Source organism: Pectobacterium sp. F1-1, from assembly GCF_025643735.1.
Lineage (GTDB): Bacteria > Pseudomonadota > Gammaproteobacteria > Enterobacterales > Enterobacteriaceae > Pectobacterium > Pectobacterium colocasium.
Genome location: NZ_CP104733.1, coordinates 4600905 through 4626767, shown reverse-complemented (window position 1 = coordinate 4626767; position 25863 = coordinate 4600905). Strand labels below are relative to the sequence as shown.

The following is a 25863-nucleotide window of genomic DNA, read 5'->3' as shown; positions in this document are numbered from 1 at the left end:
TCTTACAACAATGTTAAGGACGTAAAGCAAAAGGAATAAACACCGCTCAGGATAGGCGTGATGATTGGCTAACATCAGGGAATGCTAATTAAGCGAGATTTATCAGTAATATAATAAAATTCTTTTACTGTTCTATGGCCTGTATTGTTTACAGGCCGCTGGCAGTTCAGGCTAATTAATTCCATCAGTGCGACTCTTTCGCGAATAACACTCACCTTTTATATTGTTATCCGCTTTCGCAGTCCCTCACGCCTCATCGATATTGTTGTATTCCCACAGCCTATTGAAATGTCTATCGTCCAGATTGCGGGCTAAATCCCTATTACCCGTAAAAGGCCGTGCAGTGGTTGCCGCTGCTCCCCACGGTTGTTCTCTGTCATAGCTGGCGTCAATCGTGCTGTCGCGAATCACTAACTGACCGTTTGCCGTCTGACCCGGCAGGTATCCCGTTTGCCTTGCCCCCTGATCCCAGGCTCGGCCTAATCTGGCTTTTCTTCCTCTTCTGAAACCTTCATCACCCGTAAAGCGGCACTTCACCGCCAGAAAACCGTATTGCACCCACGGCATGCTGTCAGGCGCAAATACATGGATATCTTTCGCTCCACGGCTTGAAACCGTATGAAAGTGGACACGCTCGAATACCGCGGTTGCACGCCCAAAAACGTAATCGACATCGCCCTCAATGTAACTGTCTTTAATGTAGGCGCGGCTGTAGCGATCCGTGACGTACTCGTTGCGGAGGTTGCTGGTATTGACGAAAAAGGTATCCTGACGACCGATGAGGCGGACCCTTTCAAGCTGTACCTTGTCGCCGTCGGTGCGCAGCGCTATAGCCTGATGTGCGCGGCCATCTACCGTATCCAGCAGGGTATTCACCACTGTCAGGTTCTTCAACTGGAAATGGTCGCTCTGCGACCACACTACGGCGGAACAAATGGTATCAATCGTCGCGTTCTGCTTCGACGCACAGAGATCGTACATATACCAGGCGGGATCGTCGGGTTGATATTCGTTGTGAGGATTCACTGTTTCCCGATAGGTTGCTGGTGAAAACATCGAATCCAGCGCGAGCTGAATCACCACGTCATCCGGTTGTTCTCCCGCCCCAAAAAGCGTGAGCGGTGGCGCATCGGCGGGAATGTAGACCGTGCCGGTATAGGTGCCCGGCAACAGTTTAATGGCAATACGCTCCTGATCTTGCTGTGCTCGGAGTGCGGCATTGACCGCCTGTTGAACATGAGCGTGGGTTGCCCCATTCACCCCCACCTGCGGCCCCACAACCCAGCACGTAGCCGGATCGACCATAATCGGCGCGGGTTGCCAAACGTCGGCGTCAGTATGGTTACCGTGTTCAGGCGGCGTAAAATAGTGCCGTGGCGTAAAGCGACTCGCTTCCTGCTCGGAAAGAATGGGGCGAGAAACCGTGCCGGGGTACGTCATTTTTGTCATTGCGCTACCCTAATAAAAGAAGCCAGAAGCTAATTCCCCTGATACCACGTCCAGATCTTGATCAGCACTGCCGCTGATACACTCCAGCATACGACCGCCGCGAGCAGCGCCTGTGGCAATTTCATCCACGCGGTAAAGTAATAAAGTGAGATGAGATAAACCAGATAAGGAATCACTGACCAGATGCCAAACAGGATGGTGGCGCGTAGCGCGTCCAGCCCACGCTCAGTGCCAACAATATAATGTGCGATCAGCGCGAATGTGGGGAATAGCGGCACCAGCCCGGCAATATAATAGTTTCGGCTTTTCGCCAGTACGCTGATGAGTAATACGATCAGCGCACCAATAACAGATTTAATAAACAATGACATAAGTATAACTTCTGGTGTAATTAAGCATCGTGAATGCACAGAGAATAGCGAAAAAGTATCGGGATGGAATAGTGCGATCATACAGCTTAAGATTTCAATTCGTGGTGATTTCGTTATTCTTAGCAACAGAATGAATAAATATCGCGCACGATAATCTCCTTTTTTATAAGGATATTGTTCGCCGGTAAAACGATAAGACTCTGGAAAGGATTGATATTGAATACTCAACATCATGCATTCACTAAGGGATTGGTTCCTCTAAAGATTATTGCTACCGGCTGCGCACTTCCCGCGCAACGGGTGACGTCGGCTGAATTAGATGTACGGCTCAATAAACCTGCCGGTTATGTCGAAAGCCGTTCCGGTATTCTCTATCGCCACCATGCGGATAATCAGGCTAGCCAGGCTGAACTCGGTGTGGCGGCGTTAAATGACGCGCTGGCGCGCGGCGTTATTCCGTCGGCTTCCATTGACCTGCTGCTGTTTGCTTCTGCGATTCCCATTCAGGCGCTGCCTTATAGCGCCAGCCATGTATTAAAAGCGTCGTCTTTGCCGAAAGGGACGGCCTGTTTTGATATTAACAGCAGCTGCGTCAGCTTTATTTCCGCGCTTCAGGTGGCGGCTGGGCTGTTAAATACGGGTGCCTATCGGCGCATTGCCATTGTCTCTACTGAACTCGCTTCGCGCGGTATTGACTGGGATGACGAAGAGTCGTCGCTGATTTTTGGCGACGGCGCCGCCTGTGCCATTGTCGAACGCGGTGATGGGCGCAGCGGTATTGCAGCGTGTCTGCTGGAAACGTATCCGAAGGGCAACGAACTGTGCCAGATTCGCGCAGGCGGCACCTTACGTAACCCGCGAGCGGGGATGGAACTGCATGATTTTCTGTTCCATATGCAGGGAAAACGGTTGTTCAGGCAGGCTTCTGCCTTGATTGAGGGCTATCTGCAACGTCTGCTGGATGCCAGCGGCTACTCGCTAGAGCAGATGGCGGCAGTGGTTCCGCATCAGGCCAGCCACTTATCGCTGGAACACATGCGGAAGCGGCTGGCGATCCCGACGGAAAAGCTGATTGATATTTATCGCTATCACGGTAATCAGGTGGCGGCGTCGATTCCGACGGCGCTGCATCATGCCATCGTGACGCAACGTCTGCCAGAAGGGGAACCCGCGATGCTGGTCGGTACGGCCGCCGGGTTGACGCTGGGTGGCATGGTACTGATTCCATGAGAGTCTTCGTCACGGGCGCGACCAGCGGGCTGGGGCGTAACGCGGTGGAATGGCTGCTTCAAGCTGGGCATCAGGTGCTGGCTTGCGGGCGCGATCGCACGGTGGGGTTGCAGCTTGAAGCATTGGGCGCGCAGTTCGCCGGGATTGATTTGGTCGAAACCTCGGTCGAGCAGTATCGATTATTGATGACCGGCAGTGATGTCGTTTGGCACTGTGCCGCGAAATCCTCACCGTGGGGTCAATATACTGATTTTTATCAGAACAATACTGAGGTAACGGCACGACTGGCAGAGGCCGCTGGCCAGTTGGGGATCCCACGCTTTGTGCACATCTCCACGCCTGCGATTTATTTTGATTATCAACACCACCGGAATATTGATGAAAGCTACCGTGCGGTGCGTTTTGCCAATCACTATGCGCAGACCAAATTTCTGGCGGAAGAACGGCTTCAGGCGCTGACGTCGCGCTACCCGCAAACGACCTACGTGATTCTGCGTCCGCGCGGCCTGTTTGGCCCACATGATCGCGTGATTCTGCCGCGAGTTCTGGAACAGATCGCGGTGGGTGGCGGCGTACTGCGGCTCCCGCGCGGGGGGAGCGCGTTGCTGGATCTGACGTTTGTCGGCAATGTGGTGGAGGCGATGGCACTTGCCAGCCAGCGTTCGGGGCTGGTTTCTGGTTCGGCGTACAACATCACCAATCATGAACCAGAACGCCTTGCGGATATGCTTGAGCAACTGCTGGTCGGCCAATTGGGGATGCATTATCGCGTTAAGGCCGTGCCGTATCCGCTGCTGCATGCGGTGGCTGGTGGCATGGAGCTGTTCTCGTGGTTTAGCCGGAAAGAGCCGCTGCTGACGCGCTACAGCGCGGGGGCGGTGAATTTTGATATGACGCTCAGCGCGGAAAAAGCGCAGCAAGAGCTGGGCTATCAGCCGCGTTTTTCCCTCCAACAGGGCATCGCGTTAACCGGTAGCTGGTTCAAAACACATTTTGCGCAGCGGAGCACTGACGGACATGGCTAATATTTCAACGTTTGAAGTCGGGTACTGCCTGCATCCGGGCTGTATGGCACTGCGTGGCGCAGGGTGGAAAGTGTGCCGTTTTCCAGCACGCGTCTGGATGCTGGAAAGTCAGGGCAAGCGCTGGCTGTGGGACACCGGTTATGCGCAGCATTTTACCGATGCCACGCGTTCTGGTCTGTTCCAGCTATACCGCAGGATGACGCCCGTACATTTCGAGACGAAAGACGCGCTGATTCACCAGCTACACGGCCAGGGCATTCAGCCTGCGGACATCGACGGCCTGATTATTTCCCATTTTCACGGCGACCATATTGCGGGGCTGCGGGATTTCCCAGACGTGCCGTTTATTTGTTCGGCGCTGGGATGGCAGCAGACGCGGAATCTGCGCGGTTTTGCGGCCCTGAAACGGGCGTTTGTGCCTGCGCTGATCCCTGAACATTTCGAGCAGGCGCTCCAGTTTGTCGAAAACTTTCCGCTTACCGATCTGCCAGCCGAGCTGGCGCCGTTTACGCAAGGCTATGCGTTGCCGGATAGCGATAAAGCGATCGTGCTGGTGCCGCTGCCCGGTCATGCCGCCGGACACCTCGGCGCGTTTGTGCTGACTGAAAACGGCTGGGTGTTGCTGGCAAGCGATGCTGCCTGGTCGCCGCACAGCTATCGCGAAGGTCGTGGGCCGTCGCGGTTGGCGAATCTGGTGATGGACGATCCACAAGCCTATTACCACACGCTGGACCAGTTGCACCAGTTGCACCTGAACGGGCAGGTCGAGATTCGGCTGTGTCATGAGGGTGATCTATGATTCCGCTGATGACCCTCTGGCACTATTTCCGTGCCAGACGCCTCACCTTTGCTACCCGTCAGGCGCTTGAGCGCCATCAACAGCGCCAGCTTGCTCGCTTTGCTCGACGGGTGCTGGCGCGCAGTCCCTATTTTCGGCCTTATTGCCAACTGCCGATTAGCGCCTGGCCGATGATGGATAAAGCCGTGATGATGGGCGAATTCGATCGGATGAACACCGCCGAGCTTAAGAAGGATGACCTGCTTGCCTGCGCGCGCCGCAGCGAAGCGGATCGTGATTTCACGCCGAATGTGAATGGGTTCAGCGTCGGGCTGTCGTCCGGTACGTCTGGCCAGCGTGGTCTGTTTGTCGTCAGCCCGCGTGAACAGCAGGTGTGGGCGGGGGGCATGTTGGCGAAAATGCTGCCGAACGGCTTACGTGCCGGTGAGCGGGTGGCGCTGTTCCTACGGGCGGATAACAATCTGTACCACAGCGTGGATAACCGCTGGCTCAGCCTGTCGTTTTACGATCTGTTTGCGCCGTTTTCCGCACATGTTGCGCGGTTGGAAGCGTGGTCACCGTCGATTATCGTCGCACCTGCGCAGGTGCTGCGCGAACTGGCGCTGGCGGTACAGCGCGGTGAACTGCGCCTGTCGGTCAAAAAGGTGATTTCCGTGGCTGAGGTATTGGAACCGCAAGATAAGCAGCTGTTGCAGCAGGTTTTCGGGCAGGTCGGGGAGGTGTATCAGGCGACAGAAGGCTTTCTGGCCTCGACCTGTGAATACGGCACGCTGCATCTCAACGAAGAATTTATTCACATCGAACCACAGTGGCTGGATGACACTCGCTTTACGCCCATCATTACCGATTTTACCCGCAGCACGCAGCCGATTGTGCGCTATCGGCTGGACGATGTGTTGGTGAAGCAACAAACGCCCTGTGCATGTGGTCGAGTGACGATGGCGATTGCCCGCATCGAAGGGCGCAGCGATGACAGCCTGCGATTGCCGGATAGCAACGGTGAGCCTCAGACCGTGTTTGCCGATCTCTGTAGCCGGATTATCGCCAATGCGCTGCCGCTGCATGCCGACTATCGGCTAATTCAGCAGGGAGAAACGACGCTGCATTTATCCGCCGCGTGTAGCCTGCCAGCGCTGGAAGCCTGTCGGGGCAGTCTGTCGCAGCAGTTTGCGCGACAGGGGATTGATACATCGCGGCTACGGTGGCATCTCACCGCCGGTGAGATTGCGCCAGCGTTTACGCAGAAGCGCAGACGGATTAGCCGCCTGAAGGAGAGAGCATGAGGCGATTTCCTCAAGCCGCGACGTTATTACGGCTGAAAGCGCTGCTCTTCGGCTGGGGAACGGTCGGCGTGGTGTATCAATTGAGCGCACAGTTTCAGGGGCAGGGAACGGTGCTGCCGATGTCATTTGTTGATGAGTGGATTCCCTTTAGCCCTTCAGCGATCTGGCTGTATCTCTCTTTTTTCATCATTGTGCCGCTGTCTTATTTATCCTGCCCGATCGCGCGTCTGGCTGGGCTACGCCGGGCCACGCAACTTAGTGCGTTGATCGCGGGTGCGGTGTACCTGGTTTTTCCGACCACGATGGTGTATCCGCAGGTCGTCGGGGACGATCTCTCCACTCGTCTGCTACAGCTTTTGCTGCTTATCGACTCGCCGCAAAATTGCCTGCCGTCGCTGCATATTGCGCTAACGGTGCTGGCGGTGTGGGCAATGAGCGATCGCCAGCACAAGGTGAAAACCGGTTTGTACCTGCTCTGGGGCGCCGCGATTGCCTTTTCCATTCTGCAACTGCGCCGTCATCTGTTCATCGATCTGGTGACCGGGGCGATGCTGTCGGGCATGACCGGATGGATTTTTCTGCGTAGCCGAGAAGCGGTAAGGGCTGTTTCTTCACGGGCTCTGTTGCCTAACGATAAGCGCCATCAGGAATGACATCATGATCGATTTGGCCTTACCCCTTGTCTTTATGCTGGTTGTGGTGATTGGTGAAGCGCTGGTTCTACAGTGGATGCAGCGTGAGAAGGTGAACTGGCATGACGTGGCTTTCAACCTGAATTCCGGGCATATCATGCTGTGGTTGTTTCGCAGCGTGGAAATTTTTTGTTATGGCTATGTCGCGGCGCATTTCAGTTTGGGCTGGGTGGAAACCTGGCCACCAGTGCTGATGTGGCTGTTCGCGATACTCGCCTGGGATTTCGGTTTTTATTGGCTACACCGTCTGCACCATACCTTTGGCGTGCTCTGGGCGGTGCATGTGGTGCATCATCAGGGGGAGCATTTCAATCTGTCGCTGGGCGTGCGTAACTCCTGGTACTCCTCGCTGACCTCCATTCCGTTCTTCCTGATTCTGGCGCTGCTCGGTGTGCCGCTGTATGTGTTCGTCACGGTGTCCATTCTGCATTACAGCGTCCAACTCTTTAACCATAACGCCATGACACCCAAACTGGGCTGGCTGGAAAACGTGCTGGTGACGCCGGCACACCATCGCGTACACCACGTGAACGATCGTGCATACGCTGATAAGAACTTCGGCGGTACCTTCATTTTTTGGGACAAACTGTTTGGTAGCTTTTGCCCACAGTTGCCTGATACCCCTTTCCGCTACGGTGCTGGAAAAGACACGCCATCGAAAAACCCGTTTTGGGCCAGTAACCTGCCTTTTATGTCGTACCTGAAGCTATCGGTGCGCCGCACGCGTCAGGCGACGTTTGCTTGTACGCCAGTGGCGCTGATTGCCGGTGCCATGCTGCTGTTTGCGCTGGTGGTGGGCTATGTCTACCTGTATGGCTACGGCTATGATTCCGCGAACCTGTCGCAAGCGGCGCTCTTCCTATTGCTGGTGGCGGGCGCGGTTGCCTTGGGCGGGATTTCCGAAGGGCGACGCTGGGGCATTTACGTCTGGCTGCTGGTCGTTCTGCTGTTCCCTGCGGTGTTTCTTGTCTATCTGAGCTGGGAAGCGCTCTACTGGAAGATAACGATGCTGATGCTGGCGCTGCACGGGGTGGCGATGGCGTTCGGCTGGGGTCGATATCCTCTGACTGGAGAGCATGAAAATGGCTAATCTACTTCCCGCCAGACCGTATCCGGCGCAGGGGGAACAGGCTTTTCATCGGGCATTACAGCGAGAAACGTCGGCCTACCTTCGCGCTAACCACGATCATCGCTTTGCGGATCGCGGCCAGTTCGTGAAGGCCGGATTACTCTTTTTATGCTGCATTGCCTGTTATGCGCTGTGCTTAATGCAGCAGACGGCGTGGGCGTTTTTCCTGAGCTATTTTTCTTTCATCATGCTGTCGATGTTATTGAACATCATCGTGAATCATGACGCCTCCCATAATACGTTTTTCCGCAATCGAACGCTGAACCGCATCGTTGGGCGGGTCGTGACGTTGCCGTTAGGCATCGATCCGGACTATTGGCGTTTGCGCCATGTGGACTTCCACCATATTTACCCGAATGTGGAACATTACGATCTGGATACGGAAGAGAATGGGGTTTTTCGCCAAACGCCTTTTCAGCGTCACCGCGCCTACATGCGCTATCAGCACCTTTACTGGCCGCTGGTCGCGTCGTTGTCGCTCCCTTATATCGCCTGGATCTTTGACTGGGCCGATCGCTTGGGTAAAACCCCCGTTAACGCTCGTGTGGTGCAGTCAGGCTACCGTGGGTGGATGATTTTTATCGGCAGCAAAGTCGGCCATATTCTGCTGTTACTGGTGGTTCCCATCGTGGTGGGAGCTGCGCAGGGCATTAGCCCGGCCATCGTGCTGCTAAGTTATTTGCTGGGGCAGATGCTGGCCTCCTTGCTGGTGGTATTTTTACTGCTGGGTACGCACTGGGCTGAGGCTGAGTTCTATGCCGTAACCGATGCGGAGGCCATGCCTCAGGGCTGGTATCAGCACAACTTTGCGACCGCCTGCGACTGGCTGCCGACGCCGCGCTGGCTTGAGCACTGGACGGGAGGGTTAAACCTGCACCTGACGCACCATCTTTTTCCGGGGTGGCACCATCGCCATTATCCCGCGCTCGCCGCTATCTTACGGCGCCTTGCCGCCGAGCATGGTATGGACTATCGCTGCATTACCTATCGTGAACTACTGGCCAGTCAGCGCCGGTTTTTAAAATTGATGGGCGAAGGTAACGATCGGCGGACTGCGCAACGTGGTGTGGAAGAAAGGGCAGGGGAAAGATGATGCCTGCACCGCTGAAGCCGCTGCGCTATGAGCAAGGTCGCGATCTGGCGTTGCATCGGGCGTTGATGAAGGCCGCGAATGACTATCTGGCGGAAACAGGCGACCACCGTTTTGCCAACGCCGGGTTTATCGGCAAGACGGTGTTTCTGGTGGCGCTGTGTCTGACATTTTATGGCTTCAGCCTCCGACAGACGACGCTATGGGGTTTTGCTGGCTGCTATTTTGGCTTTATTTTTACCGCCATGTTTTTGGCGGTGAATGTGATACATGATGCTTCTCATAACGTCTTTTTCCGGCGGCCGTGGGCGAATCGCCTGCTCAATATTGTGGTGAGTATTCCGCTCGGCATGGATTCCGACTGCTGGCGAGTGAGGCATGTGATTTTCCATCATGCACACGTGAATGTGCAGCACTACGATTTGGATATCGAAGAGAACGGCGTCTTGCGGCAATCGCCCTACCATCGGTTTCGCTTTTTTATGCGCGCCCAGCGCTACTACTGGCCGATGGTGGCGTCGCTGACCTTCCCCTGCATTATCTGGTTTTTTGACTGGATCGATCGCGCGGGGAAAACGCAGGTGACGCGCAATATGACGCTTCAGGGCGTGAAGGGCTGGGGTGTTTTCCTGCTTTCAAAAGCGCTGCATGCCTTGCTGGCGCTGGCGATTCCTTACTGGCTGTTGTCGGCGACCATCATTAGCGTCAGTTCGCTGCTGCTGGTGTATCTGCTGAGCCAGATGCTGTCGTCGCTGATTTTTGTCGTCCTGATCCTCGGGTCGCACTGGGCAAAAGGAACGTTCTATCAGGCACCGGAAGATGGCTTATTCAGGCATGGTCGCTATCAGCACACCTTTTCTACCACGGTGGATTGGTCTACCCGTCCCGCCTGGCTTGGTTATTGGCTAGGGCAGCTCAATATGCACCTGACCCACCATATTTTCCCCAACTGGAATCATCGGCATTATCCCGCGCTGTCGAAAATTATTGCGGATGTTGCCCCGCGTTACGGCATTGATTATCAATGCATTACGTTAAAGGCGATTTTGGTTGAGCAGCAGCGGTTTCTTAAAAAAATGGGAAAGGGCAGCGAAAAATAACCATTACCCATTTTATCAGCTAGTTAGGTTTTTTATTTTTCAAGGAGCGATACCTCATGCGTTATTTATCTCTGGCCGTTTCATCCCTGCTGGTCTTTTTTACCTCGTCCGTCTGGGCGATGGATTGCAGCAAGGCCAGCACAGACAGCGAGAAAATGATTTGTGCCAGCAGCCGTTTACAGCAGCTTGATGCGGTATTAAATAAGGCCTATCAGGGTTACGTGAAAAAGGCAGACAACGCGCAGGCGCGTCAGGAGCAGCGTGCGTGGCTGGCCGAGCGTGACCGCTGTAAGGATGACGTTTGTCTGGGAAATGAGATGATTTCCCGTATTCAGACGCTTTCCGGGAGTGAAAATATCTCCCTGATTACGCAGGCATCAGAGCAGTGGGACTTTGTGCTCAGCGTGGCGACGTGCGATCTCGACTCTTCTTACTCAACCTGTGAAGGCCCCGGCACGCTGGATATCTTTAAGAAAGGGCGTGGTGAGCTGTTCCAGCGTATCACGATGGAAAATATGTTTATCGAGTTGAACAAAAAGGGTGAGGTGACGGCGAATCTGGTTGAGGTCTACGGCGAGAACAACAGCGGGCTGGTGATTGATGACGCTAACTTCGATCACCACGCGGATATCATCGTGCGTAATGGCAATAGTGGGGCTTATGGTGGGCCGTCTTACGATGTGTTCCTGTTTGATGTGAAAAAGCAGCAGTTCACTCTGAATGCGTCGCTGACCGAGTTAGCCAGCACCAACCTCGGCTTGTTCGATATTGATGAGAAAAGTAAGACCATCACGACGTTTACCAAAAGCGGCTGCTGCTGGCATCAATGGTCTGCCTATCAGATCGCCAATAATCAGCCTGTCCTGATTGCCGAAACCACGGAAGCCTACTCCGAAGAGAAACAGGCGATGGTCGCTACCACGCGCGAGCTGGTGGGCGGCAAGTGGAAGGTGAAGGAAGAGATCGTAAAAACCGACGAACAGTAATATTTCCTGCTTCATAGACAGGCGCCGTGGTTGAATGCGGTGTCTGCCACAGCTTCGTTTATTCCCCCTCCGTTGTCGTTATTCCCCGTGTTCCCCGAGACTTTGCAAAAGTGTTACGTCAGGCGTGCTCAGCATGGCTTTTTTGCCACTTGCTAGACTGAGATGGCAGCCATGAAAAGGTAAATGCCGCGCAGAACGCGCAGCATGGCAAAACTTCACAAAAAAGACGTGTTTTATTAACAACTCGTTTATGCGTTGTATTCTCTAACCCTACTTTGGAGATGCCTGACATGAGCACCACCCAGAAACGTATGTACATCAACGGTGAGTTTGTTGAAAACAGAAGCGGGAAATGGATTGATGTGGTGAATCCAGCCACAGAACAGGTTATTTCACAGATCCCGGAAGGTTCTGCTGATGATGCAAAGAGAGCGATAGACGCGGCAGAAGCCGCACAGCCGGGCTGGGAAGCGCTGCCTGCGGTTGAGCGCGGTGTCTGGCTGCACAAGATTGCCGATGGTATCCGCGAGCGTGAAGCCGAACTGACCGATACTATTATCGCGGAAGGCGGTAAAACGCACGGTCTGGCACAGACTGAAGTCCTGTTTACCGCCGATTATCTGGACTATATGGCGGAGTGGGCACGCCGTTATGAAGGGGAAATCATTCAGAGCGACCGCCCGAATGAAAATATCTTCGTTTTCCGCAAAGCAATTGGCGTCACGACCGGGATTCTGCCGTGGAACTTCCCCTTCTTCCTGATTGCGCGTAAAGCGGCACCGGCGCTGATTACTGGTAACACGATCGTCATTAAACCGAGCGAGATCACACCGAATAATGCGGTGATTTTTGCCGAAATCATTCACAACATTGGTCTGCCGAAAGGCGTCATTAATTTCGTTACCGGTTACGGTCCGACGGTAGGGCAAGAGCTGGCTGCTAACCCGAAAGTGGGCATGGTCAGCTTGACCGGCAGCGTAGCGGCGGGGATCGCGACCATGGCGGCGGCGGCGCAGAACGTCACCAAAGTATCGCTGGAACTCGGCGGCAAAGCGCCTGCCATTGTGATGGATGATGCGGATCTCGATCTGGCCGTGAAAGCGATTGTCAGTTCCCGCGTCATCAACAGCGGACAGGTGTGTAACTGTGCCGAGCGCGTTTACGTGCAGAAAGGCATTTACAACGAATTTATCTCCCGTATTAAAGCCGCGATGGAGCAGGTGACCTTCGGCAACACGGCGGAGAAAAAAGCGCTGGATATGGGGCCGCTGATCAGCGCGGCGGCGTTACAGCGTGTGGAAGACAAAGTCGCAAAAGCGGTATCGCAGGGCGCGAAAGTGCTGCTCGGTGGCAAGCGCGAAAGCGGTACGGGCTATTTCTACCCGCCCACGCTGCTGGTGGACGTGAAGCAAGAGATGCCGATCATGCACGAAGAGGTGTTTGGTCCGGTGCTGCCGGTCGCGACCTTCGACACGCTGGAAGAGGCGATTACGATGGCGAACGACAGCGAATACGGCCTGACGTCATCGATCTATACTCAAAACATCAACACCGCGATGAAGGCGCTGAAAGGGCTGAAGTTTGGTGAAACCTATATCAACCGTGAGAACTTCGAGGCGATGCAGGGCTTCCATGCGGGCTGGCGTAAATCCGGTGTGGGCGGGGCGGACGGCAAGCACGGCTTGCAGGAATACCTGCAAACGCATGTCGCGTACCTTCAATTTCACTAAAGGCAATTTTATTCAAGTCATGCCGATCGTTTAAGCATCGAGATACACGGGGCGACCACAGGGGTGAGGTGTCCCTGCGGGAACCTCCCCCTGTGTTTCCCCTAAAAACGGACTTACGTGAACAGCATAATTTCACTAAAAGCAGCTCCAGTAACGGTCATTCCACTTACCGTAACAGTGGCACAAACAAGAAGAAGGATGGGAAAGGACGATGATCATCTCTGCTTCAACGGACTACCGGGCGGCGGCGCAGCGTAAGCTGCCGCCTTTTTTGTTCCACTACGCCGATGGCGGCGCGTATGGCGAGCACACGCTCAGGCGTAATACCGCCGATCTGGCGGATATCGCGTTGCGTCAGCGCATCCTGAAAAATGTTTCCGACCTCAGCCTGGAAACCCAACTGTTTGGCGAAAAACTGGCGATGCCGGTGGTGCTGGCTCCCGTTGGCCTGACCGGAATGTACGCCCGACGCGGCGAGGTGCAGGCTGCCCGTGCCGCGGCGCAAAAGGGGATTCCCTTTACGCTGTCTACCGTCTCTGTCTGCCCGATTGAGGAAGTGGCTCCCGCCATTAATCGGCCGCTATGGTTCCAGCTTTATGTGCTAAAAGACCGCGGCTTTATGCGCAACGTGCTGGAGCGCGCACAGGCGGCAGGGGTCAAGACGCTGGTGTTTACCGTGGATATGCCGACGCCGGGTGCGCGCTATCGCGATGCGCACTCTGGCATGAGCGGTTCGAATGCGGCGATACGCCGTGTGTTGCAGGCGATGGTACATCCACAGTGGGCATGGGACGTTGGCCTGAACGGTAAACCTCATGATCTGGGCAACGTTTCCGCCTATCGCGGTACGCCGACGACGCTGGAAAACTATATCGGCTGGCTGGCGGAGAATTTCGATGCCTCTATTTCGTGGCAGGATTTGGCGTGGATCCGCGAGATGTGGAAAGGGCCAATGATCATCAAGGGCATCCTCGACCCGGAAGATGCCAAAGAAGCCGTCAGGTTCGGCGCAGATGGCATTGTGGTCTCCAATCACGGCGGTCGTCAGTTGGACGGCGTGCTCTCGACGGCACATGCATTGCCCGCTATCGCCGATGCAGTGAAAGGCGATATCACCATTCTGGCGGATTCCGGTATTCGTACCGGGCTGGACGTGGTGCGTATGATTGCGCTGGGCGCGGATGGCGTGATGCTCGGGCGCGCGTTTGTCTACGCGCTGGCAGCAGCAGGCGAAGCGGGTGTGGTTAATCTGCTGAACCTGATTGAAAAAGAGATGCGCGTGGCGATGACGCTCACGGGAGCTAAAGCCATTGCCGATATCACCACCGACTCGCTGGTGCAGGCGACCCAGCGGCGATTGGATGGCCTGTAAGCACGGATGACGTGGTGAGAGGCATTTACCGTCTCCTCGCCGCGCTTTCTGATAGTATTTCACCGGACGACGGCTTTTTCCTATATTGCAAACGTCCCACTTCGTTCTATATTTCGAGAGCAGATTGAACGAAGGGGAAATCGTTGTGAATATTAAAGGGCTTACGAAGGGATTCTTCATCCTGATCTTATTTGTCGTTACGCTGGCGTTTTTTGACATATTGGCGCCGTATTATTCCGCCATCTTGTGGGCGGCGGTGTTGGCCGTCATCTTCCATCCGCTGAAAAGCAAAATTCGGCAAAAATTAAACGATCGCAACGGTGTTGCCTCGCTACTGACGGTCCTGATCATCTTCCTGATCGTCTTCATTCCATTGGGCGTGATTGTTTCCTCGTTGGTGGTTGAGATTAACGGGGTTTACACCCGATTGCAGGACAGCAATACGCAATTCCCGGTGGTGCTGGCGGAGCTGCTTCAGCATTTGCCGAAGTGGGCGCGGCATTTCCTGGCGGAACACAATCTGGATAACGCCGCCAAAATACAGCAAGAGCTGTCGCAGGTTGCGTTGAAAGGCGGGCAATATCTGGCGGGAAGCGTATTGCTGATCGGTAAAGGTACGTTCACCTTCTTCGTTGGTTTCGGGGTGATGCTCTACCTGCTGTTCTTCCTCCTGAAAGACGGTTCCTATCTGGTAAACCTGATTCTGGAATCACTACCGCTTTCCACCCATGTTAAGCACCACCTGCTGGTGAAATTTGCCGCGGTATCCCGGGCGACCGTAAAAGGCACCGCTGTGGTGGCGATTGTGCAGGGGACGTTGGGCGGCATTGCGTTCTCCATCGCAGGGATAGAAGGGAGCCTGCTGTGGGGCTCGCTGATGGCGTTCCTATCGCTGATCCCTGCCGTAGGCTCGGCGATTATCTGGGTTCCCGCCGCGATCTATCTCTTTGCAACAGATATGCTCTGGCAGGCCATCTTCATCGTCGCGTTCTTCGTGCTGGTGATTGGGTTGGTGGATAACATTTTGCGTCCGCTGCTGGTGGGGAAAGACACCAAAATGCCGGACTATTTGATTCTGATCGCCACGCTGGGCGGCATGGAAATCTACGGGATTAACGGTTTTGTGATTGGTCCGCTGATTGCCGCACTGTTCATCGCCTGCTGGAACATCCTCTCTGGGCGGGATAATCAGGAAAATATTGAAGGCATCGACGAAGATTTTATCGAGGAAGGTCGCTTGTACGCGAGTACGACCACTCCCGAAGAGGCTGATGCGGAGGGGAGTCAGACGGCGGATCATCGGGCGCGAGAAGGTAACGAAACGGCGAGTAAGAAAGCCGAATAAGGGGATGTCGAGATAAAATAGCCTGTCAAATGACGGAGTGTGGGTGAAAGGACCTGCCTTATAAACTCACACGGCACAGCGCTGGAGCCACGGGTGTGGCTCCACTGTGAACTAGAAGGATGTCCAGTCCTGCGTGTCACTTTTTGGTGTTTTCAATGTGGAACTGTTGGGGGATCCCGCGGTGCCTAATGCCAGTTCTGGCACGATGGATAAGCGTGCTGGTGTGCCTGATTGTGCCAGTTTGAATGCGCTGACGGTCTGTGTTAGCACATTTGCCTGAGATTGTAACGATACTGCTGCTGCTGCAGATTCCTCAACCAGTGCGGCATTCTGTTGCGTTGTGGTATCAATTTGTCCAACCGCGATATTTATCTGGCTGATACCATCACTCTGTTCCTGACTGGCCTGAGATATTTCAGCGATGATGGCATTGACGTCAGAAACATGGCTCGTCAGGGTATTCATCGTCGCTTCGGCTGAGTCGACTAACATCATTCCCTCTTGCACTTTGTTTACTGAATCATCAATTAATTCTTTGATTTCTTTTGCTGCTGTGGCGCTGCGTTGTGCCAGCGAACGTACTTCACTGGCGACCACTGCAAAACCTCTCCCCTGTTCGCCCGCTCGTGCGGCCTCAACAGCCGCGTTCAACGCCAGAATATTCGTCTGGAACGCAATGCTATCAATGACGCTGATGATTTCGGCCATACGCTGAGATGAATCACGAATACCACGCATTTTTTGGGTCACCGATGTCATGACGACACTGGACGTTTCGGCGGCTTCAGATGACTGGCGTGAAACCGCCATCGCTTGGCGGGTATTGTCAGCCGTATTTTTGATGGTGGATGTGAGTTCTTCCATTGATGATGCGGTCTGTTCCAGTGAACTTGCCTGCTCTTCAGTACGAGCGGAGAGATCCTGATTGCCTGCTGCGATTTGTGATGCCGCTGTTGAAATCGCCTCGGAACCATCGCGAACTTGGCTCACAATGTGGCATAGGCTGGTATTCATATGGCTCAGCGCGGCTAACAATTGCCCTGTTTCATCTTGGCGATTGCTCACAATCTGTGAAGTCAGGTCGCCTTCAGCCACACGATTCGCGATGGTCAGTGCTTGCTGAATGGGTTGGGTTACGCTGCGGGTGATCACCCACGCGGCTATGGCTCCAGAGATCGCACCGATGCCAATCAACGTCAGCAAAAATAAACGAGAATGCTGAAAATCTTCATCCATGACATCCAGTGTTTTCATCATGGCATTGTCTTTATAGTCGACGTAGCGTTGGATTTGTTCAATAAAAAGAGTTTGAGCACGATCTAAGCGATTAGCAAACTCGGCCTTTGCGGCTTCACGGTTTCCTGCGGTGATGGCGGCGATCAGTGCATCGCCCGAAGCGATGAAATCATTGCGTGTCGGCGCCATATCCGACATGATTTTTTGCAGTGTAGGATCATCGCTTTCCGCTGAGTCCTGAATGATTGCCTTCAATATCGTTCTGCCCTGTTGGCGAATTTTCTCAATCGAATTTAATGCATTCCGCAGTTGTTGTTCGTCTTCTGCCAGCAATAAACGGTCATAGCCCAGTACCGTTTCATCAATGGCATGACGTAGACGATTTGCGTCAACGGTATCTGAGTAGGTGTCGGTTACGATTAATTTTGCACTTTGATTGAAATCTGATAATCGGGTGACAGATAAGGTGCCGACAAGGAACAACAGAATAATCAACCCAGAGAAACCTATGCCTAGCCGATAACCAATGCGCCAATTTACGATGCTCATCTTTTTTCCTTTACCTGATAATTATGTGGATTTAATCATTGTTATGAGTGGTGGTAAGCGATGTCATTGCCCTGGGAGTCCTATGTGAAGCGGAATAATTAAAATTCATTTTTAACAATAGGATAAGGGGTTGTATGCCATTGATTTTTTACAATAGCCGATTGGCTTAGCCACATTCTTGTACGGTATGGAGTATCGGACGAAGGGGTAAAATCTTTATTAAATCGATCGTTAAAAGCATTTAAAATCAAAAAAACAAAAAAGGAAAAAACCTATCAATATAGTTTCATCGATCGTTAAAATCAACGAAACGATAAAAATAGAAATTGAACATGTCATAGGAAAAAGTAACGTAAACTTTACGGGTGGAATCGCGGAGGAAAAGGGATGTTTTCTCTGGTGAAAGCAAGGTGATTTTATTTATCTCTGGCAGTAACGTTGGGTTTTAAAATGATGATATTAAAGAATAAAAATATATTTTTTATTTTATAGAGGTGGCTGTCATTTTATAAAATCATTCTTTTAGGCACTTAAGGCAACGTATTTGCAGCCTTAAGTGTGGGACGTCGTTACCACCAGCCCAAATTGCTGCCTAAACCGACTATGATGGCAATCACGATAAAAACAATCGTTGGTTTACTCATGTTTGTTCCGCTTGATGCAAGAGTGAATACGTTGTTCATGGCGTGTGTGAGAATAAGGTAAATAGTAGCGATGGTCTATGATTAGGTGGAATCAGGAGTATGTAGGGGAAAGGGCAGGATTTTCTACTGCCTTTGCCTTTCAGAAAGCCGCCCTCTAGCGTGTGGGGTCATAGGCGTTGACCTCATGGCTCCACGGAATCACATGATCGTTGACCGCGACGTGCCATTCACAGTGCGTCAGAGCGGTGCGTATTTCGGATAAACATTGGCACCAGTGCTGAACGCCAACCCAGGTGGCTTCCTCGTCGTTATCGGGAAGTTTGGTCGAACCAGAGAGCACGATTCCTTTTCTGAACACGTTACCGGTTTTCACGTTGAGAGCGAAATCAAAGGATTCCCAGTTCAAGCCTTCCCCGGTTGTCAGATAGTTCTCAATTTGTTCATTAACGGAATGACGCTGAACGATCTCCTTCACGGCAGAGATCTCTTGTGGGTTAAGGGATTTTTTGCGTCTAGCGGTGTAATAGAGAGAAATTGCCATGTTGCCTCGTTTATTAATAGTGTTTAAGGTGAGGTAATACGGCATAAATTTTCGAATAAAAAACGGCATAAAATAATCAGGAAGTTCTGATTTTATAAAAATAAGGAATGGTGATGTTTGGGAAATTTATTCTGATTGCGATAGGTGCGGCATTACTCAGCGGATGCTCGGTAGCGACCTATAGTCATAAACTGGAGGATTATCAGGGGGCTGACCGCGTAGGGATCACGTTCGATAATCGTAACCTCGACTATATTCGCGTGTATCCGACGACTGGCCGATGTATTAATATTGATGCGCCAGAAAATGGCTACACCAATAATGCGTTTGGGTTCCAAACTAAACTCAATAATAAAGAGTTCGGCTTCCCAGCTATTCCCGAAACGCCAACGATGATTCGTGAATTCTGGGTCAGTGCACAACATAATATTGCAGTCAGAATGATTGCTGCCAATGGTGGATTTAGTACCGTGACCTTTAAGCCCGTGGTGGGGAATTACTATTATGTTACTGGTAAATTTGTTGATGTTTATTCACCACGCCGCATCGAAGTCTACGAAGTATTCAAGACGGAAAAAGGCTACTACGACCGCCGACTGGTCAAAGATTTGATGCTGAAAAACTGTGGTGGATTTGATTCCAGAGTGCATAAGTTTTAATGCTGCTACTCGGCCAGATGTGATCTGTTTGCCCGCCTTCACTGTGCTTAGGTGAGCTGTTTCCCGGTAAACGTACTGGCATACCAAGCGTCCATCACCGACAGCAGGTTTTCCACTTCCTCGACGGTCAAGCCATAAGAATCAGCCGTTTGATGAGGTTTAACAACGAGCAGCGCAACATCGGCACGCGTGTGCAGGTAATCAAACTGATATTCCACCTCCGTGTTGTAAAACAGACTTCCGCCAACGTTTCCGGCTTTGCGTAATTGCTTGATCTGTTTATCTTGCGCGTTCGGATCTTCTGCCCAAATCAGGAAATCACGCAGCGGCTGCGTTTGGCGCGAAAAATCATCACGCGTGAAGCCGAAATAGGCATAGCGCTTTCCTACCACTAACGCGATTTTGCTTTTATCGTCGGTAATCCTGACGTTAAAAGAGCGCTTATCTACAGTACAGTCGCGAAACTGCGGCTTGTACTCACAGGCAGAAAGGTTCTTAGCTTCATACACTTCGTAAAGGCGCATCGTGGCGTATTTATCGAAGGTAGTGAGCCCCTGACAACCGGTTAACGCAAGAAGGATGACGGGGAGGACGAGATAACGCATGACGGTTTTTCCCTGTTTTGTTGCGGGTGAAGATGTTCCTGAGATGGTGCTGGTGATTTGGTGGATCGATTTGTACTGCGATGATGGGACTATATTCCCATTTTTGATGGGATTGTAGGAATACAGTCCTATTTTGGTAATGCGTCCAATTAGTAGAACATGTGTTTTTCAATGAATGCCCCGATGACTTTTTCATGCAATTCTATCGAACGCGAGAAGCAGATTGTTTTACGGGCCAGACGTTTAATACGTGTCCTCAGTGTCAGGTTGTTACGCTCAATACGCTGAGTGAAGATTTTTCCTGTCAGATGCTTATCTTTCGGGAGTTCTCTGGCATAACTGCCCCAGTCATCGCTGGTTATCATACCGATGTTAAACGGCGTCAGCAGAGCCAGAAGTTCACGGCAGGTGTTATCCGTGCGCGGTCCAAACGTGTAAGCCAGAACGCCACCTGTTTTGGTGTTGTATGCATACCAGAGCCAATGCTGCCGGGCTTTATTGCCGACAAAGCTCCATTGGTCATCAAGCTCACAGATAAGTGCTACATCGGCATGAGCGACCGGAGAGGAAGTTATTCGCTTCGGCGCGAGTTTTTTAACGTGCGAATGACGGTGTTAATACCGATTTTCAGTGTTCTGGCTGTATCACGAACGCCGGCGCCGTTGAATGCCATTTCGGTAATTTGTTGTTTGACACCGGGCTTACGCGCTTCATAGGTATAGGTGAGCAGAAACACGCGGTGACAGTCACGACAGCGAAACCGGTCACGACCTTTAGGGTTCTGTCCATGACGGTAAACCTGAACAGACTGACAGCGAGGACAATGAACATTAACGCTGGCCATGAGCAAACCTCAAAGCAGTCATTATATATCAATTCAACTAATTAGAGGCACCACCCCCATCTTAATGTATGTGTAATAAAGAAAGTTAGGAGACTGCCGCTCGCCTAGTGATCTAGCCCCCTGAAACACCAGACAGTAGCTGTATCTCCAGATAAGAGATAGGCTTGAATATATGTCTAATACTAACGCCAATTTTGAGATGACCGGGATCCTGTTAGGGCAAGAAGTCCGTAAACGTAAAACTCCACAGGAGAAGATCGCCATTATCCAGCAGACGATGCAGCCGGGCATGAATGTCTCCCATGTCGCCCGTCTGCATGGTATCCAGCCCAGCCTGCTGTTTAAGTGGAAGAAGCAATATCAAGAAGGCAGCCTCACCGCCGTTGCGGCCGGAGAGGAAGTCGTTCCTGCTTCCGAGCTTACCGCTGCTCTGAAGCAGGTCCGGGAGCTTCAGCGCCTTCTGGGCAAGAAGACGATGGAAGTTGAGATCCTGAAAGAAGCTGTGGAGTACGGTCAGTCGCGAAAATGGATAGCGCACGCGCCCTTGTTGCCAAAGGACGGAGAATAGCTCAGGTCAGCCGTACCATGGGCGTGTCGCGTGCGCAGTTGTCACTGCGGATTAAGCGTTCTGCCGACTGGCAGGACAGTCGCTGTAACCGGCGTAATGACGAAGCTGACGCTGAAATACTGTCGGCCATCCTCGGTATCATCAGCGATATGCCCAGCTACGGCTATCGACGTGTGTGGGGTATCCTGCGTAAGCAACGTCGTGCAGAGGGGCAGCCGCCGGTAAATGCCAAACGGCTTTACAGGATAATGCGCAAACATAAGCTGTTGTTACTGCATGACAAACCAGAGCGGCCGCAGCGCGAGCATAAGGGTAAAATCGCGGTGGCAGAAAGCGATATGCGCTGGTGCTCAGATGGCTTCGAGTTCGGATGCGACAACGGTGAAAAACTACGGGTTACGTTCGCTCTGGACTGCTGTGACCGGGAGGCCATAGACTGGGCGGCGAGCACGGGAGGCTACGATAGTTCGACCGTGCAGGATGTGATGCTGAGGTCAGTGGAAAAGCGCTTCGGCGACAGGTTGCCGGACATCCCGGTGCAGTGGCTGACGGATAACGGTTCAGCGTATACCGCGCATGAAACGCGCAGGTTCGCGAGAGAACTAAATCTGGAGCCCTGCACAACAGCGGTGAGCAGCCCGCAGAGCAATGGCATGGCCGAGCGGTTCGTGAAAACGATGAAGGAAGATTATATCGCGTTTATGCCAAAACCGGATGTGAGAACAGCACTGAAAAACCTTGCAGCAGCGTTCACGCATTACAATGAGAACCACCCGCACAGTGCGCTGGGATATCACTCTCCGAGGGAATACCGGCGGCAGCGGGCATCGTTAACTTAAGATACAAAAGCTGTCCGGAGATGGCGGGTCAAGATCATGTCAAATATGAAGCTATTTTGAAACTTTTTATGTATCCGTAGGCAATACACTACACACAAAAAGCAGTGAAGTTCACGAAGCCATTCAGTGATTGGTCATCGACTAAAATCTGTAAGCTGATGTCGGTTCAGATTAAAACGCCGTAGCGTAAATATTCTGGAATATACTGGTCAGCACATAAAGGACCACCACCATCATCCCAGAGTTTGATGGTATTTCTGCTTCTGTTGACGATGGTTTTATCAGGTGTCAATGGAATGATTTTTAAGCGAGTATCATATTTCGATATTGACAAAATGATTGCATTATATATCTTTGATTTTTAATTTTTTTTAATTAGAATTTAGAGGGTGATATGAATGTAGAAATTGAAAGTGTTAAAAACCCGTCAAGTGATGGCCGTGTTATTTTTTTAATTGAAAATTTAAATGTCACTCTCAACAAAATTACAGGAAGTGATGGGTCGAAAAATGCCGACCTGACAGATTTCTTGCAAGAGAAGGCGTTATTTTTGCTGGCTTTGCGAGGTGGGGAAGCCATTGCTTGTGGCGGATTTCGGCCGTTAAATTCCGAGATTTGCGAAATCAAACGGATGTATTCTCTGGAAAAAAATACTGGTCTGGGATCTAAAATCTTGCAGGAACTGGAATTTTCAGCCCAGAAATATGGTTATAATTTTGTTTGCTTAGAAACACGGCTAGTGAATACTGATGCCGTAAATTTTTATTTAAAAAAAGGATATAAAATTATTGATAACTATGGAGTTTATATCGGTCGGCCAGAAGCTGTATGTTTTGGTAAATCATTACCTACTCACCATGAATAATAATATCTTATCTTATGTTTTTATGTCATATACTTTTCTTATTGGAGCATGTAACATATTTCCCTATGTTAATCTATTGATTTGTGAGTTTTTTTAAATTTTTTAAAATTCTTAATGTTTATCATGTCAAGCAGATTTTAAAACCGTAAAAGCGTTATAAACCAGCGTTAAACACTAAGCATGTATGTTTTTTATAGTCTTTTTTTTTAAAGGTCACACTTTTTTTATGTATTGTAAAACTTTTATGAATTTTTTCTTGCAGTGAAGTTGACAGTAGTTTACAAAACTGGATATATTGAAATTCATAAAGTAGTCCTAAAAATAATTTATATTCATTCGTGTTTGCTTTTTTTTACCAGGAATAAGATGTGGTGCCCTCTAACCGTAGGCGCTTTTCAATATTTTATTATCTGGTGACCACGAGTGAATATAGCTATTGTTGCAATGCAAGGAGTTTTTCCCGGGGCTAACGACGTAGATTCGTTATGGCAGAATATTAAATCTGGTACTGTTTCAATTCCTGAATTTCCGGGTAATGCGTCCAATTAGTAGAACATGTGTTTTTCAATGAATGCCCCGATGACTTTTTCATGCAATTCTATCGAACGCGAGAAGCAGATTGTTTTACGGGCCAGACGTTTAATACGTGTCCTCAGTGTCAGGTTGTTACGCTCAATACGCTGAGTGAAGATTTTTCCTGTCAGATGCTTATCTTTCGGGAGTTCTCTGGCCTAACTGTCCCAGTCATCGCTGGTTATCATACCGATGTTAAACGGCGTCAGCAGAGCCAGAAGTTCACGGCAGGTGTTATCCGTGCGCGGTCCAAACGTGTAAGCCAGAACGCCACCTGTTTTGGTGTTGTATGCATACCAGAGCCAATGCTGCCGGGCTTTATTGCCGACAAAGCTCCATTGCTCATCAAGCTCACAGATAAGTGCTACATCGGCATGAGCGACCGGAGAGGAAGTTATTCGCTTCGGCGCGAGTTTTTTAACGTGCGAATGACGGTGTTAATACCGATTTTCAGTGTTCTGGCTGTATCACGAACGCCGGCGCCGTTGAATGCCATTTCGGTAATTTGTTCTTTGACACCGGGCTTACGCGCTTCATAGGTATAGGTGAGCAGAAACACGCGGTGACAGTCACGACAGCGAAACCGGTCACGACCTTTAGGGTTCTGTCCATGACGGTAAACCTGAACAGACTGACAGCGAGGACAATGAACATTAACGCTGGCCATGAGCAAACCTCAAAGCGGTCATTATATATCAATTCAACTAATTAGAGGCACCACCCCTATTTTGTTGCATTTATCATCGGTCATGCAGTGCTTCGATGGTATGACCGTGGCGCTGCATGATGAGAGCAAATTCGGCGTCTAGCTTGGCATTTTGGTGATCTTTGGATACCGCTTTGCCGCTCGCCACTATTACGTTTCTGTCCTGACGAGTAACTCCTATCGATTCGCTGCGATTCTTCCGTTTATTCAATTATTTTTTCCACTCAATAAACATTTTTTCTGTAATGCCAAGTCCAATGATTGAGCCAACATGAAGTTGAGCTAAATCACTGAGTGTCATGGCAATAAATTTATCGGCAGAAGGAATTTCATTTTCTGCACAATATTTCTCAAGATATTGTTCTGCAAGCTGTTCATTAAGATTTTCCCGGATAATACTCCCCATCGCCACTTTTCGTGCCACACGATGTTGTATGCGATAAATATCAATTTCGCCAATCGACTCTTTTACTACATCATATTGTTCGCAAGATCTCGTATAGGCCCATTTGAACAGCTCCAAAGCGGGCAGGAGCTCATTGGTTTCATAGAAGTACAGCAATGCTTTAAAGTAATCCTCTTGCGGTACATCAATAAAACTTAACGGGCAAAAATTGTGCTTAATAAAAGGGATATTGCAAGATAATCGAGCAGTTCGCTTGTTTACGTCTTCAAAGGCTTGTAGATACGATAAATGAAGGAATAAGAAAAAGCTCTGTTCAAATGGGTCGTGGATTTGTTCTGCTTTGCGTAGCAATAGAGAGAAGTATTCTTCGAGTTGATGGGGGTTGTTTAGCGGCAAATAGGCCGATTTTCCAATAGAGACTTCTATCTGCCTGATGTTACCGCATGCGTTGGGATTGGCGAGTAAATCTTGCGAAAGCAGGGCGTGAATATTTCTGATTGTGAAGGGATTAATTATTATCTCTTCGGCATTTTCAATTAAAAATTCAATCGCTTCTTTGTGATTCATGATCATGATGGTTTCTTTATGAACTTTACCATCGGCTGTCAGCCCCTGTTCTATGAGTTTTTGTGTATCAAGCTTGGAGTAGGTATTACCTTCTAGTCGACTAGAGTTATAAGACAAATCAATGAGTAGACGTTGACTAATATTCCTCGCATAAGTCCCTGCTGCCAGTGTGTCATCAAATCGTTTCCCCATTTTCGCCAGCGTCGTTTGTATCTGATTCGGCAGGTACTGAGTTACGTTGGGTAAATAATTATCCAAAATATCAAATTGATAGCTGGATTTTTTACGTGCATACGAAGGCGTATCTAAATAGGCGAGCTGTGAGATAGCCTCTTTGGAAAAGATGGGGTGATTGTCCTCATCTGCACGTATTGTCCTTGTGTTGTTATCGATAGTGTCCTTATCGAATGACTTAAGGACACGCAATGAAGATGAGTTGTCCTTATTTGCATAATATTTAGTATTGCGTTTTTCCCCTACCGTCACGATTTGCCTGTCGTCGTACAGCTCTTTAAGTCGGCGCTGTAGTGTTTTCTTATTTATTGAAAATAATAATAATTTTTCAATTTCGCCCAAGCTTTTTGCTTCATCGAACTGAAGCATTGCTTTCAAAATTGATGTTTTTTCTTGCTGTATACGATTGTCTTGGCTCATTTTTAT

The 25863-nt window shown here is 50.8% G+C and carries 24 protein-coding genes and 1 pseudogene; 16 read left to right on the top strand and 9 right to left on the bottom strand.

Translation table 11 applies throughout. From position 1 onward, the window contains the following. Positions 1 to 246 precede the first annotated feature (246 nt). Positions 247 to 1449: a pectinesterase PemB gene (gene pemB / locus NAL19_RS20800; protein WP_263058328.1), complete on the bottom strand. Its 1203-nt coding sequence runs from the start codon at positions 1447 to 1449 to the stop codon at positions 247 to 249. Between the two features lie 29 nt (positions 1450 to 1478). Further along, on the bottom strand, positions 1479 to 1820 hold the full coding sequence (locus NAL19_RS20795; RefSeq protein ID WP_225086242.1) for a GlpM family protein: 342 nt from the start codon (positions 1818 to 1820) through the stop codon (positions 1479 to 1481). A 216-nt stretch (positions 1821 to 2036) separates the two neighbouring features. Between NAL19_RS20795 and NAL19_RS20790 the strand changes: the two genes are divergently transcribed. The 12 genes from NAL19_RS20790 (at position 2037) to NAL19_RS20735 (ending at position 15601) form a co-directional block, all read left to right on the top strand. Beyond that, the gene (locus NAL19_RS20790) at positions 2037 to 3050 is read left to right on the top strand and encodes a 3-oxoacyl-[acyl-carrier-protein] synthase III C-terminal domain-containing protein (protein WP_263058327.1); all 1014 of its coding nucleotides are present in this window, start codon (positions 2037 to 2039) and stop codon (positions 3048 to 3050) included. Continuing rightward, positions 3047 to 4075, top strand: coding sequence for an NAD-dependent epimerase/dehydratase family protein (locus NAL19_RS20785; protein ID WP_225086240.1), 1029 nt, complete (start codon positions 3047 to 3049; stop codon positions 4073 to 4075). Before NAL19_RS20790 ends, NAL19_RS20785 begins: the two co-directional genes overlap by 4 nt. Next, a complete protein-coding gene (locus NAL19_RS20780; protein ID WP_263058326.1) occupies positions 4068 to 4874 on the top strand; it encodes an MBL fold metallo-hydrolase in 807 nt (268 codons plus the stop codon). Before NAL19_RS20785 ends, NAL19_RS20780 begins: the two co-directional genes overlap by 8 nt. Next, complete coding sequence (locus NAL19_RS20775) at positions 4871 to 6157, top strand: F390 synthetase-related protein (protein ID WP_263058325.1); 1287 nt, start codon at positions 4871 to 4873, stop codon at positions 6155 to 6157. The genes NAL19_RS20780 and NAL19_RS20775 overlap by 4 nt, the downstream gene beginning before the upstream one ends. Then, a complete protein-coding gene (locus NAL19_RS20770) occupies positions 6154 to 6810 on the top strand; it encodes a phosphatase PAP2 family protein (protein WP_263058324.1) in 657 nt (218 codons plus the stop codon). Before NAL19_RS20775 ends, NAL19_RS20770 begins: the two co-directional genes overlap by 4 nt. A gap of 4 nt (positions 6811 to 6814) precedes the next feature. Further along, a complete protein-coding gene (locus tag NAL19_RS20765; RefSeq protein WP_263058323.1) occupies positions 6815 to 7939 on the top strand; it encodes a sterol desaturase family protein in 1125 nt (374 codons plus the stop codon). Further along, complete coding sequence (locus NAL19_RS20760) at positions 7932 to 9071, top strand: fatty acid desaturase family protein (protein ID WP_263058322.1); 1140 nt, start codon at positions 7932 to 7934, stop codon at positions 9069 to 9071. The genes NAL19_RS20765 and NAL19_RS20760 overlap by 8 nt, the downstream gene beginning before the upstream one ends. Next, complete coding sequence (locus NAL19_RS20755) at positions 9071 to 10168, top strand: acyl-CoA desaturase (protein WP_263059760.1); 1098 nt, start codon at positions 9071 to 9073, stop codon at positions 10166 to 10168. The genes NAL19_RS20760 and NAL19_RS20755 overlap by 1 nt, the downstream gene beginning before the upstream one ends. A gap of 56 nt (positions 10169 to 10224) precedes the next feature. Then, entirely contained in the window at positions 10225 to 11154 is a 930-nt protein-coding gene (locus NAL19_RS20750) for a lysozyme inhibitor LprI family protein (protein ID WP_263058321.1), read from the top strand. Between the two features lie 290 nt (positions 11155 to 11444). Beyond that, the gene (aldA, locus tag NAL19_RS20745; RefSeq protein ID WP_263058320.1) at positions 11445 to 12884 is read left to right on the top strand and encodes an aldehyde dehydrogenase; all 1440 of its coding nucleotides are present in this window, start codon (positions 11445 to 11447) and stop codon (positions 12882 to 12884) included. A gap of 211 nt (positions 12885 to 13095) precedes the next feature. Continuing rightward, the gene (gene lldD / locus NAL19_RS20740) at positions 13096 to 14256 is read left to right on the top strand and encodes an FMN-dependent L-lactate dehydrogenase LldD (protein WP_263058319.1); all 1161 of its coding nucleotides are present in this window, start codon (positions 13096 to 13098) and stop codon (positions 14254 to 14256) included. A 145-nt stretch (positions 14257 to 14401) separates the two neighbouring features. Next, positions 14402 to 15601 (top strand): AI-2E family transporter, encoded by a 1200-nt coding sequence (locus NAL19_RS20735; protein ID WP_225086231.1) that lies wholly within the window; start codon positions 14402 to 14404, stop codon positions 15599 to 15601. A 111-nt stretch (positions 15602 to 15712) separates the two neighbouring features. Here the strand turns inward: NAL19_RS20735 and NAL19_RS20730 are convergent, their stop codons facing one another. After that, the gene (locus NAL19_RS20730; RefSeq protein ID WP_263058318.1) at positions 15713 to 17386 is read right to left on the bottom strand and encodes a methyl-accepting chemotaxis protein; all 1674 of its coding nucleotides are present in this window, start codon (positions 17384 to 17386) and stop codon (positions 15713 to 15715) included. Between the two features lie 798 nt (positions 17387 to 18184). Continuing rightward, positions 18185 to 18571, bottom strand: a complete 387-nt coding sequence (locus NAL19_RS20725) for a hypothetical protein (RefSeq protein ID WP_225086229.1) — start codon at positions 18569 to 18571, stop codon at positions 18185 to 18187. A gap of 113 nt (positions 18572 to 18684) precedes the next feature. Between NAL19_RS20725 and NAL19_RS20720 the strand changes: the two genes are divergently transcribed. After that, positions 18685 to 19230 carry a hypothetical protein gene (locus tag NAL19_RS20720; RefSeq protein WP_225086228.1) on the top strand — a complete coding sequence of 182 codons (546 nt, stop codon included), beginning with the start codon at positions 18685 to 18687 and terminating at the stop codon, positions 19228 to 19230. 47 nt (positions 19231 to 19277) lie between these two features. On the opposite strand, the gene NAL19_RS20715 is transcribed toward NAL19_RS20720, so the two are convergent. Continuing rightward, the gene (locus tag NAL19_RS20715; RefSeq protein ID WP_225086227.1) at positions 19278 to 19835 is read right to left on the bottom strand and encodes a hypothetical protein; all 558 of its coding nucleotides are present in this window, start codon (positions 19833 to 19835) and stop codon (positions 19278 to 19280) included. 149 nt (positions 19836 to 19984) lie between these two features. Continuing rightward, positions 19985 to 20679, bottom strand: a protein-coding gene (locus tag NAL19_RS20710; protein ID WP_263058317.1) for an IS1 family transposase whose coding sequence is annotated in 2 segments (ribosomal slippage) — positions 19985 to 20433 and positions 20433 to 20679 — 696 coding nt in all. Because the reading frame shifts where the segments join, the coding sequence is not laid out codon by codon here. Between the two features lie 199 nt (positions 20680 to 20878). Here NAL19_RS20710 and NAL19_RS20705 point away from each other — a divergent pair. From NAL19_RS20705 to NAL19_RS21910, 3 genes are all read left to right on the top strand, one after another. Continuing rightward, positions 20879 to 22086, top strand: a protein-coding gene (locus NAL19_RS20705) for an IS3 family transposase (RefSeq protein WP_225088082.1) whose coding sequence is annotated in 2 segments (ribosomal slippage) — positions 20879 to 21200 and positions 21200 to 22086 — 1209 coding nt in all. Because the reading frame shifts where the segments join, the coding sequence is not laid out codon by codon here. A gap of 394 nt (positions 22087 to 22480) precedes the next feature. Continuing rightward, positions 22481 to 22951, top strand: coding sequence for a GNAT family N-acetyltransferase (locus NAL19_RS20700; protein ID WP_263058316.1), 471 nt, complete (start codon positions 22481 to 22483; stop codon positions 22949 to 22951). A 444-nt stretch (positions 22952 to 23395) separates the two neighbouring features. Then, positions 23396 to 23500, top strand: coding sequence for a beta-ketoacyl synthase N-terminal-like domain-containing protein (locus NAL19_RS21910; protein ID WP_411561443.1), 105 nt, complete (start codon positions 23396 to 23398; stop codon positions 23498 to 23500). On the opposite strand, the pseudogene NAL19_RS20695 reads toward NAL19_RS21910, so the two are convergent. The 3 genes and pseudogenes from NAL19_RS20695 to NAL19_RS20685 all read right to left on the bottom strand — a co-directional run bounded on the left by NAL19_RS20695 (position 23497) and on the right by NAL19_RS20685 (position 25857). Then, positions 23497 to 24191, bottom strand: a pseudogene (locus NAL19_RS20695) (IS1 family transposase). The gene NAL19_RS21910 and the pseudogene NAL19_RS20695 sit on opposite strands and share 4 nt — an antisense overlap. A gap of 73 nt (positions 24192 to 24264) precedes the next feature. Then, positions 24265 to 24441 (bottom strand): type II toxin-antitoxin system prevent-host-death family antitoxin, encoded by a 177-nt coding sequence (locus tag NAL19_RS20690; RefSeq protein ID WP_263058315.1) that lies wholly within the window; start codon positions 24439 to 24441, stop codon positions 24265 to 24267. After that, complete coding sequence (locus tag NAL19_RS20685; protein ID WP_225086226.1) at positions 24442 to 25857, bottom strand: Fic family protein; 1416 nt, start codon at positions 25855 to 25857, stop codon at positions 24442 to 24444. Positions 25858 to 25863: the final 6 nt, after the last annotated feature.

What these genes read in the sequence shown, in the direction of transcription:
- pemB (WP_263058328.1), bottom strand. Translation starts at nt 1,449, where the DNA reads ATGACAAAAATGACGTACCCCGGCACGGTTTCTCGCCCCATTCTTTCC.
- NAL19_RS20775 (WP_263058325.1), top strand. Translation starts at nt 4,871, where the DNA reads ATGATTCCGCTGATGACCCTCTGGCACTATTTCCGTGCCAGACGCCTC.
- NAL19_RS20795 (WP_225086242.1), bottom strand. Translation starts at nt 1,820, where the DNA reads ATGTCATTGTTTATTAAATCTGTTATTGGTGCGCTGATCGTATTACTC.
- NAL19_RS20725 (WP_225086229.1), bottom strand. Translation starts at nt 18,571, where the DNA reads ATGGCAATTTCTCTCTATTACACCGCTAGACGCAAAAAATCCCTTAAC.
- NAL19_RS20760 (WP_263058322.1), top strand. Translation starts at nt 7,932, where the DNA reads ATGGCTAATCTACTTCCCGCCAGACCGTATCCGGCGCAGGGGGAACAG.
- NAL19_RS20765 (WP_263058323.1), top strand. Translation starts at nt 6,815, where the DNA reads ATGATCGATTTGGCCTTACCCCTTGTCTTTATGCTGGTTGTGGTGATT.
- NAL19_RS20750 (WP_263058321.1), top strand. Translation starts at nt 10,225, where the DNA reads ATGCGTTATTTATCTCTGGCCGTTTCATCCCTGCTGGTCTTTTTTACC.
- NAL19_RS20785 (WP_225086240.1), top strand. Translation starts at nt 3,047, where the DNA reads ATGAGAGTCTTCGTCACGGGCGCGACCAGCGGGCTGGGGCGTAACGCG.
- NAL19_RS20755 (WP_263059760.1), top strand. Translation starts at nt 9,071, where the DNA reads ATGCCTGCACCGCTGAAGCCGCTGCGCTATGAGCAAGGTCGCGATCTG.
- aldA (WP_263058320.1), top strand. Translation starts at nt 11,445, where the DNA reads ATGAGCACCACCCAGAAACGTATGTACATCAACGGTGAGTTTGTTGAA.
- NAL19_RS20770 (WP_263058324.1), top strand. Translation starts at nt 6,154, where the DNA reads ATGAGGCGATTTCCTCAAGCCGCGACGTTATTACGGCTGAAAGCGCTG.
- lldD (WP_263058319.1), top strand. Translation starts at nt 13,096, where the DNA reads ATGATCATCTCTGCTTCAACGGACTACCGGGCGGCGGCGCAGCGTAAG.
- NAL19_RS20780 (WP_263058326.1), top strand. Translation starts at nt 4,068, where the DNA reads ATGGCTAATATTTCAACGTTTGAAGTCGGGTACTGCCTGCATCCGGGC.
- NAL19_RS20720 (WP_225086228.1), top strand. Translation starts at nt 18,685, where the DNA reads ATGTTTGGGAAATTTATTCTGATTGCGATAGGTGCGGCATTACTCAGC.
- NAL19_RS20685 (WP_225086226.1), bottom strand. Translation starts at nt 25,857, where the DNA reads ATGAGCCAAGACAATCGTATACAGCAAGAAAAAACATCAATTTTGAAA.
- NAL19_RS21910 (WP_411561443.1), top strand. Translation starts at nt 23,396, where the DNA reads ATGCAAGGAGTTTTTCCCGGGGCTAACGACGTAGATTCGTTATGGCAG.
- NAL19_RS20730 (WP_263058318.1), bottom strand. Translation starts at nt 17,386, where the DNA reads ATGAGCATCGTAAATTGGCGCATTGGTTATCGGCTAGGCATAGGTTTC.
- NAL19_RS20700 (WP_263058316.1), top strand. Translation starts at nt 22,481, where the DNA reads ATGAATGTAGAAATTGAAAGTGTTAAAAACCCGTCAAGTGATGGCCGT.
- NAL19_RS20715 (WP_225086227.1), bottom strand. Translation starts at nt 19,835, where the DNA reads ATGCGTTATCTCGTCCTCCCCGTCATCCTTCTTGCGTTAACCGGTTGT.